Origin of the sequence: Streptomyces sp. NPDC046866, assembly GCF_040704625.1 — a bacterium.
Lineage (GTDB): Bacteria > Actinomycetota > Actinomycetes > Streptomycetales > Streptomycetaceae > Streptomyces.
In genome coordinates, this window is sequence record NZ_JBEYXN010000007.1 from 274153 (window position 1) to 289853 (window position 15701).

A 15701-nucleotide genomic window follows, 5' to 3' on the forward strand; every position below is an offset into this window, starting at 1 on the left:
GCGGGGGCGCGCTCCCGGGCGTCAGCAGATGCGGGGCAGTTGCTCGCCGACGGGCAGGTCCACCACCCGGGTGCCGCCGAGGCCGGTGCGGGCCACGACGATGCCGGGGTGGGCCTCGACCGCCTCGCCGATCACCGCCGCGCGCCGGCCCAGCGGGTGGGCGTGCATCGCGTCGAGGACGGCGTCGGCGTGCTCGCGCGGCACGAACGCGACCAGCTTTCCCTCGTTGGCCACGTACAGCGGGTCCAGGCCGAGGACGGCGCAGGCGTTGCGCACGGTCTCGGGGACCGGCACCCGGCCCTCGTTGACGACGACGCCCGTGCCGGCGGAGGCCGCGATCTCGCACAGGGCGGCGGCCAGGCCGCCGCGGGTGGGGTCCCGCAGCACGTGCAGGTCGGGGGTGACGGCCAGCATGGCCTGGACGAGCCCGTGCAGCGCGGCGCAGTCGCTGACGGTTTCCACGTCGAAGCCGAGGTTCTCGCGGACGCTCATGATGGCCACCCCGTGGAGGCCGATCTCGCCGCTGACGATGACCACGTCACCGGGTACGACGCGCTGCGGGCGCAGGTCCACCCCCTCGGGGATCAGTCCGATGCCCGCGGTGTTGAGGTAGATGCCGTCCCCGTGGCCGGCTTCCACCACCTTGGTGTCGCCGGTCGCCACCTCGACCCCGGCGGTGCGGGCCGCCGCCCCGAGGGCCTCGGCCACGCGGGACACCACGGAGAGCTCCACGCCCTCCTCCAGGATGAAGCCGCAGGACAGGTACGCGGGCCGGGCTCCGCTCATCGCGAGGTCGTTGACGGTGCCGTTGACGGCGAGGTCCCCGATGCTGCCGCCGGGGAAGAACAGCGGCCGGACCACGTAGGAGTCGGTGGAGAAGGCCAGCCGGGCCCCGCCCAGGGTGACGGCGGCGCTGTCGCCGAGCCGGGCGAGGACCGCGCCGCCGTACGCGGGGGCGAAGACGTGCTGGACGAGTTCGGCGGAGAGCGCTCCCCCGCCGCCGTGGCCCATGACGACGCGGGGGCGGTCGCGCAGCGGCGCCGGGCAGGTCCAGCCGGTGACGTCGAGTGCGGTGTCAGACAACGGGGGTCGCCTCCAGCGGTGCGGTGGCCGCGGCCGACCCGTCACCGGCCGGCGCCGCGGGGTCGGGGGCCGCTGCCGGGCGGGGGGTGCGGGCTACGGGGGTGAGGTCCAGGCGCCGGTAGAGGTAGTAGGCGGCGCACGCGCCCTCGCTGGAGACCATGGTGGCTCCCAGCGGGTTGCGCGGGGTACAGGTGGTGCCGAACGCCTCGCACTCGTGCGGCTTGATCAGGCCCTGGAGGACCTCGCCGCTGCGGCAGGCCGCCGGCTCGCGGGTGGTGATGCCGGTGACGCTGAAGCGGTGTTCGGCGTCGAAGTCCCGGTAGCGGGCGGACAGCCGCCAGCCGCTGTCGGGGATCACCCCGATGCCCCGCCACGCCCGGTCGGTGACCTCGAAGACGTCCTCCAGCATGGCGAGGGCGGCCGGGTTGCCCTCCGGGCGCACGGCCCGGGCGTAGGCGTTGTCGACGGTGTGCTCGCCGCGTTCGAGCTGGCGGACGGCCCGGCGCACGCCTTCGAGGATGTCGAGCGGCTCGAAGCCGGTGACCACGATCGGGACGCGGTGGCGGGCGGCGAGCTCGGGGTACTCGCCCATGCCCATCACGCTGCAGACGTGCCCGGCGGCGAGGAAGGCCTGCACCCGGCAGCTCGGCGCGTTCATGATGGCCTCGATGGCCGGGGGGACCCGGACGTGGGAGACGAGCAGGCTGAAGTTGGGGATGCCGAGCTTCTTCGCCTGGTACACGGTCATGGCGTTGGGCGGGGCGGTGGTCTCGAAGCCGATGCCGAAGAACACCACCTGGCGGTCGGGGTTCTCGCGGGCGATCCGCAGGGCGTCGAGCGGGGAGTAGACGACCCGTACGTCGCCGCCCTCGCTGCGCACCTGGAACAGGTCGCGGCCGGTGCCGGGGACGCGGAGCATGTCGCCGAAGGAGCAGAAGACCACCTCGGGTCGGGAGGCGATCTCCAGGGCCTTGTCGATGACCTCCAGCGGGGTCACGCACACCGGGCACCCCGGGCCGTGGATCAGCTCGACCTGCTCGGGCAGGAGTTGGTCGATGCCGTGGCGGATGATGGTGTGGGTTTGGCCGCCGCAGACCTCCATCAGCGCCCAGGGGCGGGTCACGGCGGCGTGGATGTCGTCGAGCAGGCGGCGTGCGAGCCCGGGGTCCTGGAATTCGTCGATGTACTTCACTGCGCTTGTGCCTCCTGCACGGTTCCACCGGCCGCTGCGGCGGGGAAGGGCCATGCGCCGCCTCCGGCCGCCTCTGCCGCCGCCCGCTCCCACGGGTCGCCGAACTCCTCCTGGAGCAGGCCGAGTTCGGCGAAGAGGTCGAGGGTCTGCCGGGCCGACTCCTCGTCCAGGCGCTGCAGGGCGAACCCGACGTGGACGATGGCGTACTCGCCGACCTGCAGGTCGGGCAGGTACTCCAGGCACACCTCCTTGACCACTCCGCCGAAATCGACGGACGCCATCCGGGTGCCGTCCTTCTCCCCGATGTCAAGCACTCTGCCGGGTACCGCCAGGCACATGGCCCTCTCCTTGCTGTGGGTGGTGCGGGGCGCAGGCCGCCACCATGAGCTGGCCGAGGGCCAGGCCGCCGTCGTTCGGCGGGACGCGGTGGTGGCGCAGTACGGTGAAGCCGCGCTCGCGCAGCAGGCGGGCGCAGGCCGAGGAGAGCACGGTGTTGGCGAAGACCCCGCCGGTGAGGGCGACGGTGCCGAGGCCGTGCCGCTCGCGCGCGAGGCCGGCCAGGGTGGCGACGAGGCCGGCCACGGCGGCGTGGAAGCGGGCCGCGACGACCGCCGCCGGGGTGCCGGCCCGCAGATCGGCCACCACGGCGGCGAGCACGGGTGCCGGGTCGGCCAGCACGGGCGCCGGGCAGGAGGGCGCCGGCGCCGGGTCGGCCGGGGCCTCGGCCGCTCCGGGCGCGCCCGGCCCGGCGGTGTCCGCGGCGGGCTGTCCGGGCCGCAGGGCGAAGGCGTACCCGCGGCCCGCCTCCCCGGCTGCCGCCAGGGCTGCGGCCTCCAACTCGATGGCGGCCTGGGCCTCGTACCCGGCGAGGTGGCAGACGCCGGCCAGGGAGGAGACCGCGTCGAAGAGCCGGCCCATGCTGGAGGTGGGGACGCAGTTCAGGCCGAGTTCCAACTGCCGGCGCAGCACCCGAAGTTCCTCGGGCGGGCAGGCCGCGGTGCACGGCAGGTCCGGGGCCCAGGCGAGGCCGGCGGCGCGCAGGTGGGCGAGGGCCATCCGGTACGGCCGGTGCACGGCGGCGTCGCCGCCCGGCAGCGGGACGTACGCCAGGTGCGCGAAGCGGCGGTGGCCGCCGTAGTCCGCGAGGAGGACCTCGCCTCCCCACACCGCGCCGTCCTCGCCGTACCCGGTGCCGTCGAAGGCGACGCCGATGACGCGGGCGCTGCCGTCCAGGCCGTGTTCGGCCATGGCGGAGGCGATGTGCGCGTGGTGGTGCTGGACGCCGGTCAGCGGACGGCCGGCGGCGGTGCGCCGGGCGCGGGCGGTGGAGCGGTAGCCGGGGTGCAGGTCGGCGGCGAGCCGGGTGGGCCGCACGCCCGTGATGGACTCCAACTGCTGCTCGGCGCGCGCGAAGGCGTCCTGCGTGGCGAGGTCGTCCATGTCGCCGATGTGCGCGGACAGCCAGGCCTTGCGGCCCTGGCCGAGGCAGAAGGCGTTCTTCAGGTCTCCGCCGGCGGCGAGCACGGCCGGGACCGGCAGCGGCAGGTCCAGCGGCAGCGGCGCGTAGCCCCGGGCCCGGCGCACGAGGAGCGGCGCCCCGTCGCAGACGCGCACCACCGAGTCGTCGCAGGGCACGTGGATGGGGCGGTCGTGGGTGAGCCAGGCGTCGGCGAGGCCGGCGAGGCGCTCCAGGGCTTCGGCGTCGTCGGTGACGATGGGTTCGCCGGACAGGTTGCCGCTGGTCATGACGAGCAGGCGGGGGCCGGGCGGGTCGCCGGGCAGCCCCAGCAGCAGGTGGTGGACGGGCGTGTACGGGAGCATCACGCCGAGGTCGGGGCAGCGCGGGGCGACGCCCTCGGCGACCGCTCCGCGGTCCGCGCCCGGGCGGCGGCGCAGCAGGACGACGGGCCGGACGGGCCCGGTCAGCAGGGCGCGTTCGGCGTCGTCGATGCTCACCAGCGGTTCGATGTCGGCGGTGTCGCGGGCCATCAGCGCGAACGGCTTGTCCCCGCGGGCCTTGCGGCGGCGCAGCTCGGCCACGGCGCCGGGGTGGGCGGCGTCGCAGGCGAGGTGGTAGCCGCCGAGGCCCTTGACGGCGATGATCGCCCCGCCGGCCAGGAGCCGCCGGGCCTCGGCGACCGGGTCCGCGCCGGCCGCCTCGCGCGGCGGCGTCCCGGCGAGGAGGCGCAGCCTGGGCCCGCAGGCGGGGCAGGCCACGGGCTGGGCGTGGAAGCGCCGGTCGGCGGGGTCGGCGTACTCGCGGGCGCAGTCGGCGCACATCGGGAAGCGGGCCATGGTGGTGTGCGCCCGGTCGTAGGGAAGCCCCGTCACGATGGTGAAGCGTGGGCCGCAGTGCGTGCAGGTGATGAAGGGGTGGCGGTGGCGCCGGTCGGCGGGGTCGGCGAGCTCCGCGAGGCAGGCGGTGCAGGTCGCCGTGTCCGGGGAGACGAGGGTGCGGACGGGGCCGCCGGAGCGGGAGGCGACGATGGTGAAGCCGGAGCCCCCGGCTGCCGGCACCTCGCAGTGGTCCACGGCGTCGACGACCGCGAGCGGCGGCGCGTCGGCCGCGAGCCGCTCGCAGAAGGCGGACACGGCCGCCGGGGCGCCCTCGACCTCGGCGACGACGCCTTCGGGGGTGTTGGTGACGTGACCGGCGAGGCCGAGCCCGGTCGCCCGGGTGTACACGTACGGCCGGAAGCCGACGCCCTGCACCACGCCGCGCACGGTGATCCTGCGGCGCTGTACGTCCTCCATCAGCGGGCCGGTGCCGGGGCGGGCCGGTGGTCGCCGGGCGCAGGGCGGTCCGCGGGGCCGTGGGCGCGCACCTGGTCCTGGCCGTGGCCGTGCCCGTGGCCGTGGTCGGCGTGGCTGTGGCCGGGCCCATGGCCCTGGCCCTGGTCCTGCCCGGGCTCTTGCCCGTGCCCGTGGCCGTGCTGGGGTGCGTGCTGCTGTGCGGCCATGACCGGTACGTGCACGGCCGAGCCGTCGCCGGCCGCCAGTGCCCGGTCGAGCAGGAGTCCTGCGCCCCGGCCGGTCCGCGCGGAGGTCAGGAGCACGTCCACGCCGGGGTTGACCTGCTGGACGTTCGCGCGGAAGGCGGCCTCGTCGAACTCCGCGGCCTGCGCGAGGTCGGCCTTGGTGACCACCACGAGCTGGGCCAGCCCGAAGGCGGTCGGGTACTTCAGCGGCTTGTCCTCGCCCTCGGTGACGGAGGCGAGCACCACGCGCAGCGATTCGCCGAGGTCGTACGAGGCCGGGCAGACGAGGTTGCCGACGTTCTCGACGAACAGCAGCCGGGTGTCCTCGGGGAGCCAGCCGTCCAGGTGGCGGCCGAGCATCGCGGCCTCCAGGTGGCAGAGCCCGTCGGTGAGGACCTGCTTGACGGGGACGCCCGAACGCGCCAGCCGCGTCGCGTCGTTCTCGGTGGCCAGGTCGGCGGTGAGAGCGGCGACGGGCAGACCCCGCCCCCGCGCAAGGCCGAGTTCGCGCTCCAGCAGGGCCGTCTTGCCGCTGCCGGGACTGGACAAGAGGTTCACGACGGTGGTCCCGCGGGCGGTGAGAGCGGTGCGCAGGGCGTGCGCGGCACCGGCGTTCTTGGCGAGGACCGCCTGCTTGAGGTCGACCACACGGCACATGCTTCAGCGCTCCTCGACGATCGGTTCGCGGGTGGGGGCGTACGGGCACGGGGCCGCGGCGGATGCGGCGGCGGCCGGGGCGGCGGCCGGGCCGTCCTCCCAGCGGGCGCCGGTGATCTGCAGTTCGCGCCCGCAGAGGAGTTCGACGTCGGCCGCCCGTTCGCAGCGGGGGCAGGCCAGCCGGGGCGGCATGCCGGCCGCCCAGTCGTACGCGCAGGCCCGGCAGCGGGCGCGGGCGGGCACCGTCTCGGTCTCCAGGGCGGCGCCTTCGAGGAGGGTGCCGGCGCAGGCCAGTTCGAAGCAGAAGGCCAGGGCGTCGGGTACGACGCCGGCCAGTTCACCGACCTGGAGCCGGACCGAGGTGACGGCGCTCGCGCCGGCGGCCTCGGCGGCCTCCTCCACCTGGCCGACCACGGCCACGGCGATCGACATCTCGTGCATGGGACTCCGTCCTGCCGGGCCTCATTAGACCGGGCGGCGCCCGCACCCGCGGGCGGGCACGCCGACGCGCCGGGCACGCCGTACGCCGTTCGGGCGCAGGCGCGGCCCCGGCGCGCGCACTGGGGTCGCGGGACGGCCGGCTGCGGTCACATGCGGCGGATGCGCAGGTAGCGCTGCAGGTCGGGCAGGACCGACTTGAGCACGGCGGCGAGGGCTACGACGGCGGCAGCGCCGCCGATGATGGTCTTCTTCACGGGGTCCTCCTCAGGTGGCGGCGACGCCGGGGTCGGTCTCGATCGGCTCCTGGCCCGGCCGGTGGACGAGGTCCAGCACCATCCGTACGGCCTCCGGCACGGCGGCGGCCACGGGCGCGCTGAGCCCGATCCCCTCGTCGAGGCAGGCGGGTTCGCAGCCGACGACCCAGATGCGCCGGGGCGGGGTGGCACCGGTGCCGGCGCACAGGGTGTCCAGCAGGGCCAGGACGGCGTCGGGGGTCATGTGGTGCCCGTCGAGCACGGCGCCCTGCGGGGTGACGGGCTCCGCGTCCGGGCCGGCGGCCTCGATCAGGTGGAGGGTGCCCGGCTCGGCGCCGCGGGCGGTGGCGTCGACCAGGACGAGCGTGTCGTAGCCGTCCAGGAGCCGGTAGGCGAGGTGGACGCCGCGGATGCCGATGTCGGCGGTCTCCACCCCGGCGGGCAGGGGCGGCCCGGCCGTGGACAGCCGGCGGACGGTCTCGACGCCGAAGCCGTCGTCTCCCAGGAAGACGTTGCCGATGCCGGCGATCAGGGTGCGGCCGCTCACGCCTCCTCCACAGCGGCGAGCTCGTCGGGCTGGAAGTACAGGAACCGGCCCTGGGCGCGGCGGATGTCCGCCCCCGGGTCGCCGTCCACGGTGACGGCGAGGTGCACCCCGCCGTCGACGTCGTGCAGGACGGCCTCGACGAGGGCGGTGCGCCCCTGGAGGAACAGGTCCTGGGCGTCGGTGCGCCGCAGGCCGGGGCGCAGCACGACCCGGCTGCCCGGGCCCACCGGGGTTCCGCCGACCAGGACGCGGTCGCCGTGCGGGGCGGCCGGATCCGCGTGCTCCGGATCCCACCAGGGGGTTTCGGGGCGGAACAGGGCCTCCTCCGCCGGGGGTTCGGGTGCGTCCTGTGCCGCAGGGGCGCCGGGCCCGCCGATCTCCCGCAGGGCCCGGACGGCGCCGTGGAGCCGCTCCAGGACCTCCGGGGGCATGGTGTCGGCGAGGTCGACCACCGCGGCTGCGCGGGCGTCGGTGCCGCGGGCCTCGCGCTTCTCCTCGTCGGTCAGGGCCGCGGTCCGCAGGGCGAGGATCTCGTCGATCTCGGTGGCGTCGTACATCGCTCCGGCGCTCTCGGGGGCGATGCGGGGGTGGTCCTCCAGGATGATCGGGGAGGACAGGACCACGTCGGCCCGGCCGTCCTCGCCGGCGAGCACGGGCCAGGTGTGCCGGTTGGTGCAGGCGCCGACGAGGGCCCGGGCCCACTCGGGCGGGTCGGTCATCGACAGGAACGAGCCGGCGCTCAGGCCCAGCAGCAGGTGGGAGGCGACCAGCGAGCGCGCCAGGGCCGCCTCGCGCCCGGCGCCGCCGGGCGGCGGCGTCCAGTCGCCGGTGTTCTCCACGACGGCCGTGAGCTTCAGTGCCCGGTACGGCAGGTCCAGTTCCTCGGCGCGCAGCCGCACCACGCCGTCAAGGCGCTCGGTGCGCCGCACCAGGCGGCCCGCCGGCCGGCCGTCGGCGCCGGCCACGGGCTCGGTCTCCTCGCGTGCGGGCCGGGTGAAGGGCAGGCTGACTTCCCCCGCCTCCAGTTCGGCGACGGGCACGGTCATCTCCACGCGCTCCTCGCTCCCCTCGTCCCAGGGGACCAGGACCCGGTCGGGCAGGTGCAGGGCGGGGACCTCCGCGAAGGTGCCGTCGGGCCGCGCCTCCTCGACGGTGCGGCGGCAGGCGTGCAGGAAGCGCAGTTCGACGGTGACGCCGGCCCCGCCGCGCGGCTCCATCACCAGCTCCGTGCGCTGGCAGGAGGGTTCGCCGTGGGCGGGGCCCCAGGCGGGCGGGACCAGGACGCCGAACTGCCAGCGCATCCGGTTCTTGGCGGCCGACGCCCGGTACGGGTAGAGGACGTAGCCCTCGAACAGGACGGCGTCGGCGACCTGCCGGGCGAGGTCGAAGCGCGGGGCGGGCAGGCCGGTGGTGGACGTGGTCACGGCGCCGTCCTCTCGGTGGTGCGCGGCAGGACGGCGCCGGCCCAGGCGGCGCGGGGAACGTCGGCGGCGGTGGCGCGGGCGGTGCCGGGCGCGCGGGGCTCCGGGGGCGGCGGACCGGCGGCCCCGGCCGCGTCGAGGAGGGCCCGTACGGTCGCCTCCCAGGAGGCGAGCGCGTGGCGCGAGCGGTAGGCGAGCAGCTCCTCCAGGGTGGCGCGGGGCAGCCGGAGCCAGCCGGAGCCCGGGAAGTGCTGCTCGATCATCTCCCGCCAGACCGCGACGGGCATCCGGTACGCGGCCTCGCGGTCCCAGGGCACGGGCTCCACCTGGAAGCCGCCGGCCCCGGTGAAGGCCGTACCGGAGAACAGCATCAGCAGGGGCACCTCGCCGTCCTCCAGGGCGGCGAGGTAGCGGCCGGCCGCGAGGTCCATGTCATAGGTGCACGGCACGGGCACGTCGGTCTCGGTCTCGCCGGTGAAGCCCGGCACCATGACCGCGACCTGCGCGAACTGGACGGGCTGGAGGGTGGTGCCCCAGCGGGAGCGGTCGCCGAAGAGGTCGTGCAGCGCCGCGGCCTCGGCGTCGCTGTAGGCGCCGCGCCGGGCGGGCTCGATGCGCAGCTGGCAGCGCAGGGCGAGGGCGTGCACCCGGGTGGTGCCGGTGGCGGTGATGCGCAGCCGGAAGACGAGGGTGGGGCCGGCGGCGTACGGGTCGGCGCGCACGCCCGTGCAGGTGAAGGTGAAGCCGGTCATGGCCGCCGCTCCTCGGGGACGGGTGTGGCGCGCCGTTCGACCGTCTGGAAGAAGGCGTCCAGGGCGGCGCGGGCCTCGGCGCCGCCGTCGAAGCCCTGCCACAGCAGCCGCATCCGTCCCACCAGCTCGTAGCAGATGTCGATCGGTACGAGGAAGCAGTCGGTGCGGTCGGGGGTGCGGCGCAGCAGCAGCGCCTCGACGTCGGGTTCGAGCAGGGCGGCGAGGCGGCCCGTGCCGAGGACGCTCTGCCAGGTCTCGGGGTCGAGTTCGCTCTCGGTGGCGCCGGCCGGACTGGGGTAGAGCGCGACGAGCCGGTCCAGGGCGGCGTTGCGGAAGAAGAAGGCGACGCCGACGGGGATGCGCAGCAGGTCCCAGGCGCCGTCGTCCAGGCGGTGGCCGGGGTCGGTGAGGTAGCGGTCGGGGACGGTGCGGTAGCGGCCCCCGCCGGATCCGGGCCGGTCGAAGAGCAGGGAGCAGGGCGGGCAGGCGCAGACGAGGCTGCGCCGCTCGGTCTCGACCAGGTGGCGGTGGCCGTCCTGCGGCACCGCCGTCCCGCACAGCTCGCACACCTCGGGGCGCGGCGGGCGTGGGCCGGTGAAGCGCCGCAGCCCGGCCACGGCGCCGCGGCCGGGCGCGGCGCCGGGCCCCGGGGCCGGGGCGGGGCGGGGGTGGGCCGGGGTCACGGCACGCGCGCCGGGGTCTGCGGCCGGGTGCCGATCTGGAGCAGGGCCGGTTGCGGGGCCGCGGCTTCCAGCTCGATCCCCGTCACCTCGGGCGCGAGGCGGGCGAGGGCGTCCTCCACGGCCCGGGGGGCGGCCCCGCCGCCGCTCCCGCAGCCGCAGCCGCCGCCCGGGCCCGCGGCGGCGGTGGACCTCAGCCGCAGCGTGCCGGTGGACCGGTCGAAGCCGAGCAGCTCGACCGGCTCGCGTACGGAGTCCAGGGCGCGGGCGATCCGCGTGCCGACGTCCTCGGGGTGCAGGTCGTGCAGGGCCAGCAGCCCCGCGACCAGCTCGTCGTCGAGCAGCCGGGCGAGCGGGCTCCCGGCCTCCGCCGCCGGGCCCGCGGGGGCCGGGCCGGGTGCGCCCACGAGCTCCACGATCCGGGCGAGCCCGGCGCCGTAGAAGTCCATGAGCACGCGCACGAGTTCCTCGGCCGCCGTGCACGCCTCGCGGTCGCCGGCGGCCGCGAGCCGGTCGAGGACCTCCTCGACGCGCCGGCCCGCCTCGCGGGCGTCGGTCACCGGCGCGCTCATCCGCCCAGTCCGCTCAGGCCGGTCGGCACGTGCATCGACTTCACGGTCTTCCCGCCGCCCACGTACATGTGGACGCCGCAGGGCAGGCAGGGGTCGAAGCTGCGCACCGCCCGCATGATGTCGATGCCCTTGAAGTTCTCCGGCGGGTTCTCCTCGAAGATGGGCGTGTTCTGCACGGCGTCCTCGTACGGGCCGGGCGTGCCGTAGGTGTCGCGGGTGCTGGCGTTCCACGGGGTCGGCGGGTACGGGTGGTAGTTGGCGATCTTGCCGTCGCGGATGACCATGTGGTGCGAGAGGACGCCGCGGACGGCCTCGGTGAAGCCGCAGCCGATGGACTCGTCCGGGACCTCGAACTTCTCCCACGTCTGGGTGCGGCCGGCGCGGACCTCGGCGAGCCCCTGCTCGGCGCAGTGCAGCGCGATCGCCGCGGCGTACGCCTGGAAGTAGGTGCGGGCCCGGTTGCGCTCCAGCGCGTTGCTCCACTGCGGGATCTTCCACTCGAAGGTGGACTCCGGCTTGGTCATGGTGCGCGGCAGGTTGATGACCACGCTGTGGCCGGTGGCCTTGACGTAGCCGACGTCGACCAGCCCGGACAGGGCGGTGGACCACAGGCGGGCGATGGGGCCGCCGCCGGTGTCGAGGGCGAGGTGGTCCTTGCCGTCGTACCAGCGCGGGGACATCACCCAGCTGTACTTGTCCGCGAAGTCGCGCTTCTGCGGGGCGGGGATGGTGTGCTGGTTCCAGGGGTGGCGGGGGTCGACCGGGTTGCCGAGGGGGTCCTGGCGGACGAACTGCTCCTGGCCGGCCCAGTCGTCGTAGTAGGAGCTGCCCAGGAGGATGCGGATGCCGAGGTTGATCTGCGTGAGGTCGTTGGTGACCAGCTTGCCGTCGACGACGACGCCCGGGGTGACGAACATCTTCCGTCCCCAGTCGGTCATGTTGGCGTACGTGAAGTCGCAGTACTCGGGGTCGTTGAGGGCGCCCCAGCAGCCCAGCAGGACGCGTCGGCGGCCGACCTCCTCGTAGCCGGGCAGGGCCTCGTAGAAGAAGTCGAAGAGGTCGTCGTGCAGGGGGACGACGCGCTTCATGAACTCGACGTACCGCATGAGGCGGCTCATGTAGTCGGTGAACAGCTGGACGGAGGCGATGGTGCCGACGCCGCCGGGGTAGAGGGTGGAGGGGTGCACGTGGCGGCCCTCCATCAGGCAGAACATCTCGCGCGTGTAGCGGCTGACCTGCAGGGCCTCGCGGTAGAACTCGCCCTCGACGGGATTGAGGGAGCGCATGATGTCGGCGATGGTGCGGTAGCCGTGGTCGCCGGCGTGCGGGGCCTCGGTGCGCTCGGCGAGTTCGAGGACGCCCGGGTTGGTCTCGCGGACCATCTTCTCGCAGTAGTCGACCCCGACCAGGTTCTCCTGGAAGATGTTGTGGTCGAACATGTATTCCGCCGACTCGCCGAGGTTGATGATCCACTCGGCGAGGTGGGGCGGCTTCACGCCATAGGCCATGTTCTGCGTGTAGACGGAGCATGTGGCGTGGTTATCCCCGCAGATGCCGCAGATGCGGCTGGTGATGAAGTGCGCGTCGCGGGGGTCCTTGCCGCGCATGAAGACGCTGTAGCCGCGGAAGACGGACGAGGTGCTGTAGCACTCGGCGACCCGCTTCTGCTTGAAGTCGATCTTCGTGTGGATGCCGAGGCTGCCGACGATCCGGGTGATCGGATCCCAGGCCATCTCCACCAGGCCGCTGCCGTCGCCGGCCGCCTTCGTCTTCGGTGTCATCGTGTCTGCCGTGACCCTTCCTGGAGCCGGGAGCGGGGGGTTGTGCGGGAGGAGACGGGGGTGCGGGGTGCGGGGCCGGGGTCACCAGGGCGGGCGGTAGCCGGTGGTCAGCTTCCGGCCGCCGCGGCGCCACTTGGGCTCCTCGTCCACGGTGTGCAGCGTGATCGAGCGGAGTTTGCGGATCACCGCGCCGTAGGCGCCGCTGGCCGTGCTGGAGACGGTGGCGCCGGGCGGCTGGTCCATGAACGGCATGAACTTGTCCGGGAAGCCGGGCATGGTGCAGGCGATGCAGATGCCGCCGACGTTCGGGCAGCCGCCGATGCCGTTCATCCAGCCGCGCTTGGGGACGTTGCACTTGACCACGGGCCCCCAGCAGCCGAGTTTCACCAGGCACTGCGGGGAGTCGTAGGTGGAGGCGAACTGGCCCTGCTCGTAGAAGCCGGCCCGGTCGCACCCCTCGTGGACGGTCTGCCCGAACAGCCAGGTCGGCCGCAGCTTGTCGTCGAGCGGGATCATCGGGGCGGAGCCGGCCGCCTGGTACAGCAGGTAGGTGAGGGTCTCGGCGAAGTTGTCCGGCTGGATCGGGCAGCCCGGCACGCACACGATCGGGATCCCGGCCTTCGAGGTCCAGTCCCAGCCGAGGTAGTCGGGCACCCCCATGGCGCCGGTGGGGTTGCCCGCCATGGCGTGGATGCCGCCGTACGTGGCGCACGTGCCGATGGCGACGACGGCGAGGGCGTGGGGCGCCAGGCGGTCGATCCACTCGCTGGTGGTGATGGGCTGCCCGGTCTCCGGGTCGTCGCCGAAGCCGCACCAGTAGCCCTCGGGCTTGATCTTCTCGTTGGGGATCGAGCCCTCGATGACCAGTACGAACGGGTCGATCTCGCCCCGCTCGCCCTTGAAGAACCACTCGATGAACGTGTCGGCGCCGCCGACCGGCCCGCACTCGAAGTCGATCAGCGGCCAGTGCACGGCGATCTTGGGCAGGCCGGGAAGCGCACCGGTGACGATCTCCTCGATGCTGGGCTGCATCGCTGCCGTGAGGGCCACCGAGTCGCCGTCGCAGCTCAGGCCGGCGTTGATCCAGAGGATGTGGATCGGGGGGTCCTCTACCGTGCTCGGCGTTGCAGCAGCCATGGGACTCGCTCCTTGGGAGGGATGCGGGGGAGGTGGGTCGCGCGGGGCGGGGCGGCCGCGGGGGAAGGTCGGCGGCCGCCCCACCCTTCTTGCTAGCAGCCGTCCGGCCCGGATGCCCTGTGCTGTTCGGCCGGTCCGGTGACGCCGCGCCGCCGGGCGGGGAGGGTGGCGGCGCGCCGCCCGGGGGTGGTGCGGGCCAGGTGCGGCGGGGTCTGCCGCAGCGGCTCCTTGCGTACGAAGGCACGGCGCAGCGCGTGGTAGGGGGCCTCGGGGTCGAAGAAGGTCTCGCGCATCCGGGCCAGTTCCGCCTCCCGGTAGGCGGCGAGCGGTTTGACCGCCTCGTCGACGCCGCGGCGGGCCTTCTTGCCGGCGATGCGGGACTGGGTGGCGGGCCAGTCGGCCAGCCGGACCGCGAGGCGGGCGGTCTCCCCCGCGAACTCCCCGGGGGCGCAGGCGATCGTGCGGTCGACCAGGCCCAGCCGGCGGGCGCCCTCGGCGCTCAGCGGCAGCGCCTCGGCCATGAGGCGGTCGGCCACGCCGGTGCCGGTGCGGCGGGGCAGGGTGTAGGTCCAGTACTCGGAGCCGTACAGCCCCATCAGCCGGTAGTGCGGGTTGAGGACGGCCCCCGACCGGCACCAGACCTCGTCGGCGGCGAGGGCGAGCATGGCGCCGCCGGCGGCCGCGTTGCCGGCGACGGCGGCCACGACGAGCCGGTCGGAGGTGGTCAGGACGGCCTCCACCAGGTCGTCCATGGCGTTGATGTTGGCCCAGGACTCCTCGGCGGGATCTGCCGCGGCCTCGATGACGCCCAGGTGGATCCCGTTGGAGAAGAAGTCGCGGGCCCCGCCGAGGACCAGCACCGAGGTGGGCCGGGAACAGGCCGTGCGGTAGGCGGCGAGCAGGCGCCGGCACTGCTCGGTGCTCATCGCGCCGCCGGGGAAGGAGAAGGACAGGAAGCCGGCCGCGCCCTCCTCGCGGTAGGCGATGTCGGACCAGGTGTCCGGTACGGCGCCGGCGCTGCCGTCGGCTTCGCCGTGGTCGCTGCCGGCGAACAGGGGCGCGGGGAGTTCGGGCAGCGGCGGCAGCCGGTCGCCGAGGGCGAGGGTGGCGGGGAGCTTGACGGCGGCCGGACCGCCCGGGTCGCGCCGGGCCCGCAGCTCCGGGATCCACACGGCGCCGTCGGCCGTGGCCCGGCAGATCGCCCCCGACCGGGTGGCCAGCAGCTCGCCGGGGCGGCCGCGCAGCCGGCTCTCCGGGTGGCCGCCGTGCAGGTACCAGGAGGAGCCCAGCAGCTCGTCGAGCACGCCGGGCCGGGAGTCGGCGGCGCGCAGCAGGCGTACGACGCGGTCGGTGGGGTCGGTGTGCCAGTCGATGCGGCGGTGCTCCTGGCGCAGGTACGGCCGGGCGCGGCCGGTGTGCTGGGGCCGGGGGGTGTACGCGCCGGAGGCGAAGCGGTCGACGGCCGTCAGGACGGCGGTGAGGGCCGCGTCGGCGATCTCCCCGCGATAGGCGTCGCTCTTGCCGACGGGCGGCAGGTCGCACTCGGCGGTGGCCCACACGTCTCCGGCGTCGAGTTCGGCGGCGGCCTGCAGGACGGTGACGCCCCAGCGGGTGGCGCCTTCGGTGAGGGCCCAGTCGAGGGAGGAGGGGCCGCGGTCGCCGACCGGACCGGGGTGGACGACGAGGCAGACGTGGGCGGAGAAGACCTCTTCGGGGATGGCGGTCTTCAGCATCGTCGCGAGGACCAGGTCGGGCCGGTGGCGGCCGACGGCCTCGGCGAGGTCGGTGCCGGTGCTCGTTCCGGTGCCGGTGCTCGTGCCGGTGCCGGTGCCGGTGCTCGTGCCGGTGCCCGTGCTTGTGCCGGGCAGGGCGAGTTCGACCGCCACGCTGTGCCCGCGGTCCCTCAGTTCTGCGTGCACCCGCTGGGTGAGACTGTTGAACGCACTCGCGACGAGCAGGATGTGCACGTGGTCTCCCAACCGTCCGGCCTCGGCGACGGCAGCGCTTCGGCGGCCGGAAACAGGCCCGGCCGCTGGCGATCGTCGGCGACGGGCGGGCCGCCGGTCGGCGAGGCGTTCTGGGGAGTCACTCGGAAGTGGGCGGCCGGGGCCGCCATCTGGTGGACCGGGGCGTGGGCCCCGGCGCCGGCCCGATTGGGCGGTACGAGGTGGGGCAGGCTGAGGGGCGTTCACGCACTCCCCTTCGG

The 15701-nt window shown here is 75.0% G+C and carries 14 protein-coding genes; all 14 read right to left on the bottom strand.

Annotation, left to right across the window (positions count from 1 at the left end):
- Positions 1 to 21 precede the first annotated feature (21 nt).
- Positions 22 to 1083, bottom strand: a complete 1062-nt coding sequence (gene hypE, locus AB0953_RS14260; RefSeq protein ID WP_366859734.1) for a hydrogenase expression/formation protein HypE — start codon at positions 1081 to 1083, stop codon at positions 22 to 24.
- Positions 1076 to 2275, bottom strand: a complete 1200-nt coding sequence (gene hypD / locus AB0953_RS14265; RefSeq protein WP_366859735.1) for a hydrogenase formation protein HypD — start codon at positions 2273 to 2275, stop codon at positions 1076 to 1078. Before hypD ends, hypE begins: the two co-directional genes overlap by 8 nt.
- The gene (locus AB0953_RS14270) at positions 2272 to 2613 is read right to left on the bottom strand and encodes a HypC/HybG/HupF family hydrogenase formation chaperone (protein WP_366859736.1); all 342 of its coding nucleotides are present in this window, start codon (positions 2611 to 2613) and stop codon (positions 2272 to 2274) included. Before AB0953_RS14270 ends, hypD begins: the two co-directional genes overlap by 4 nt.
- Positions 2582 to 5029 carry a carbamoyltransferase HypF gene (gene hypF / locus AB0953_RS14275; protein WP_366859737.1) on the bottom strand — a complete coding sequence of 816 codons (2448 nt, stop codon included), beginning with the start codon at positions 5027 to 5029 and terminating at the stop codon, positions 2582 to 2584. The genes AB0953_RS14270 and hypF overlap by 32 nt, the downstream gene beginning before the upstream one ends.
- Positions 5029 to 5910 (bottom strand): hydrogenase nickel incorporation protein HypB, encoded by an 882-nt coding sequence (gene hypB / locus AB0953_RS14280; RefSeq protein ID WP_366859738.1) that lies wholly within the window; start codon positions 5908 to 5910, stop codon positions 5029 to 5031. Before hypB ends, hypF begins: the two co-directional genes overlap by 1 nt.
- 3 nt (positions 5911 to 5913) lie before the next feature.
- Positions 5914 to 6351, bottom strand: a complete 438-nt coding sequence (hypA, locus tag AB0953_RS14285) for a hydrogenase maturation nickel metallochaperone HypA (protein ID WP_366859739.1) — start codon at positions 6349 to 6351, stop codon at positions 5914 to 5916.
- Between the two features lie 264 nt (positions 6352 to 6615).
- Complete coding sequence (locus AB0953_RS14290; protein ID WP_366859740.1) at positions 6616 to 7152, bottom strand: hydrogenase maturation protease; 537 nt, start codon at positions 7150 to 7152, stop codon at positions 6616 to 6618.
- On the bottom strand, positions 7149 to 8576 hold the full coding sequence (locus tag AB0953_RS14295; RefSeq protein ID WP_366859741.1) for a hypothetical protein: 1428 nt from the start codon (positions 8574 to 8576) through the stop codon (positions 7149 to 7151). Before AB0953_RS14295 ends, AB0953_RS14290 begins: the two co-directional genes overlap by 4 nt.
- The gene (locus tag AB0953_RS14300; RefSeq protein ID WP_366859742.1) at positions 8573 to 9325 is read right to left on the bottom strand and encodes a DUF6084 family protein; all 753 of its coding nucleotides are present in this window, start codon (positions 9323 to 9325) and stop codon (positions 8573 to 8575) included. The genes AB0953_RS14295 and AB0953_RS14300 overlap by 4 nt, the downstream gene beginning before the upstream one ends.
- Positions 9322 to 9933, bottom strand: a complete 612-nt coding sequence (locus AB0953_RS14305; RefSeq protein ID WP_366859763.1) for a DUF5947 family protein — start codon at positions 9931 to 9933, stop codon at positions 9322 to 9324. The genes AB0953_RS14300 and AB0953_RS14305 overlap by 4 nt, the downstream gene beginning before the upstream one ends.
- A 71-nt stretch (positions 9934 to 10004) precedes the next feature.
- A complete protein-coding gene (locus AB0953_RS14310) occupies positions 10005 to 10577 on the bottom strand; it encodes a hypothetical protein (protein ID WP_366859743.1) in 573 nt (190 codons plus the stop codon).
- On the bottom strand, positions 10574 to 12358 hold the full coding sequence (locus AB0953_RS14315; protein ID WP_366859744.1) for a nickel-dependent hydrogenase large subunit: 1785 nt from the start codon (positions 12356 to 12358) through the stop codon (positions 10574 to 10576). Before AB0953_RS14315 ends, AB0953_RS14310 begins: the two co-directional genes overlap by 4 nt.
- 81 nt (positions 12359 to 12439) lie before the next feature.
- Positions 12440 to 13495 (bottom strand): hydrogenase expression protein HypE, encoded by a 1056-nt coding sequence (locus tag AB0953_RS14320; RefSeq protein WP_366859745.1) that lies wholly within the window; start codon positions 13493 to 13495, stop codon positions 12440 to 12442.
- 92 nt (positions 13496 to 13587) lie between these two features.
- On the bottom strand, positions 13588 to 15462 hold the full coding sequence (locus AB0953_RS14325; protein ID WP_366859746.1) for a hydrogenase maturation protein: 1875 nt from the start codon (positions 15460 to 15462) through the stop codon (positions 13588 to 13590).
- Between the last annotated feature and the right edge of the window lie 239 nt (positions 15463 to 15701).

Excerpts from the sequence above, each read along its gene's own strand:
- hypB (WP_366859738.1), bottom strand. The coding sequence starts at position 5,910 with ATGTGCCGTGTGGTCGACCTCAAGCAGGCGGTCCTCGCCAAGAACGCC.
- AB0953_RS14315 (WP_366859744.1), bottom strand. The coding sequence starts at position 12,358 with ATGACACCGAAGACGAAGGCGGCCGGCGACGGCAGCGGCCTGGTGGAG.
- hypF (WP_366859737.1), bottom strand. The coding sequence starts at position 5,029 with ATGGAGGACGTACAGCGCCGCAGGATCACCGTGCGCGGCGTGGTGCAG.
- AB0953_RS14270 (WP_366859736.1), bottom strand. The coding sequence starts at position 2,613 with ATGTGCCTGGCGGTACCCGGCAGAGTGCTTGACATCGGGGAGAAGGAC.
- AB0953_RS14300 (WP_366859742.1), bottom strand. The coding sequence starts at position 9,325 with ATGACCGGCTTCACCTTCACCTGCACGGGCGTGCGCGCCGACCCGTAC.
- AB0953_RS14310 (WP_366859743.1), bottom strand. The coding sequence starts at position 10,577 with ATGAGCGCGCCGGTGACCGACGCCCGCGAGGCGGGCCGGCGCGTCGAG.
- AB0953_RS14320 (WP_366859745.1), bottom strand. The coding sequence starts at position 13,495 with ATGGCTGCTGCAACGCCGAGCACGGTAGAGGACCCCCCGATCCACATC.
- hypA (WP_366859739.1), bottom strand. The coding sequence starts at position 6,351 with ATGCACGAGATGTCGATCGCCGTGGCCGTGGTCGGCCAGGTGGAGGAG.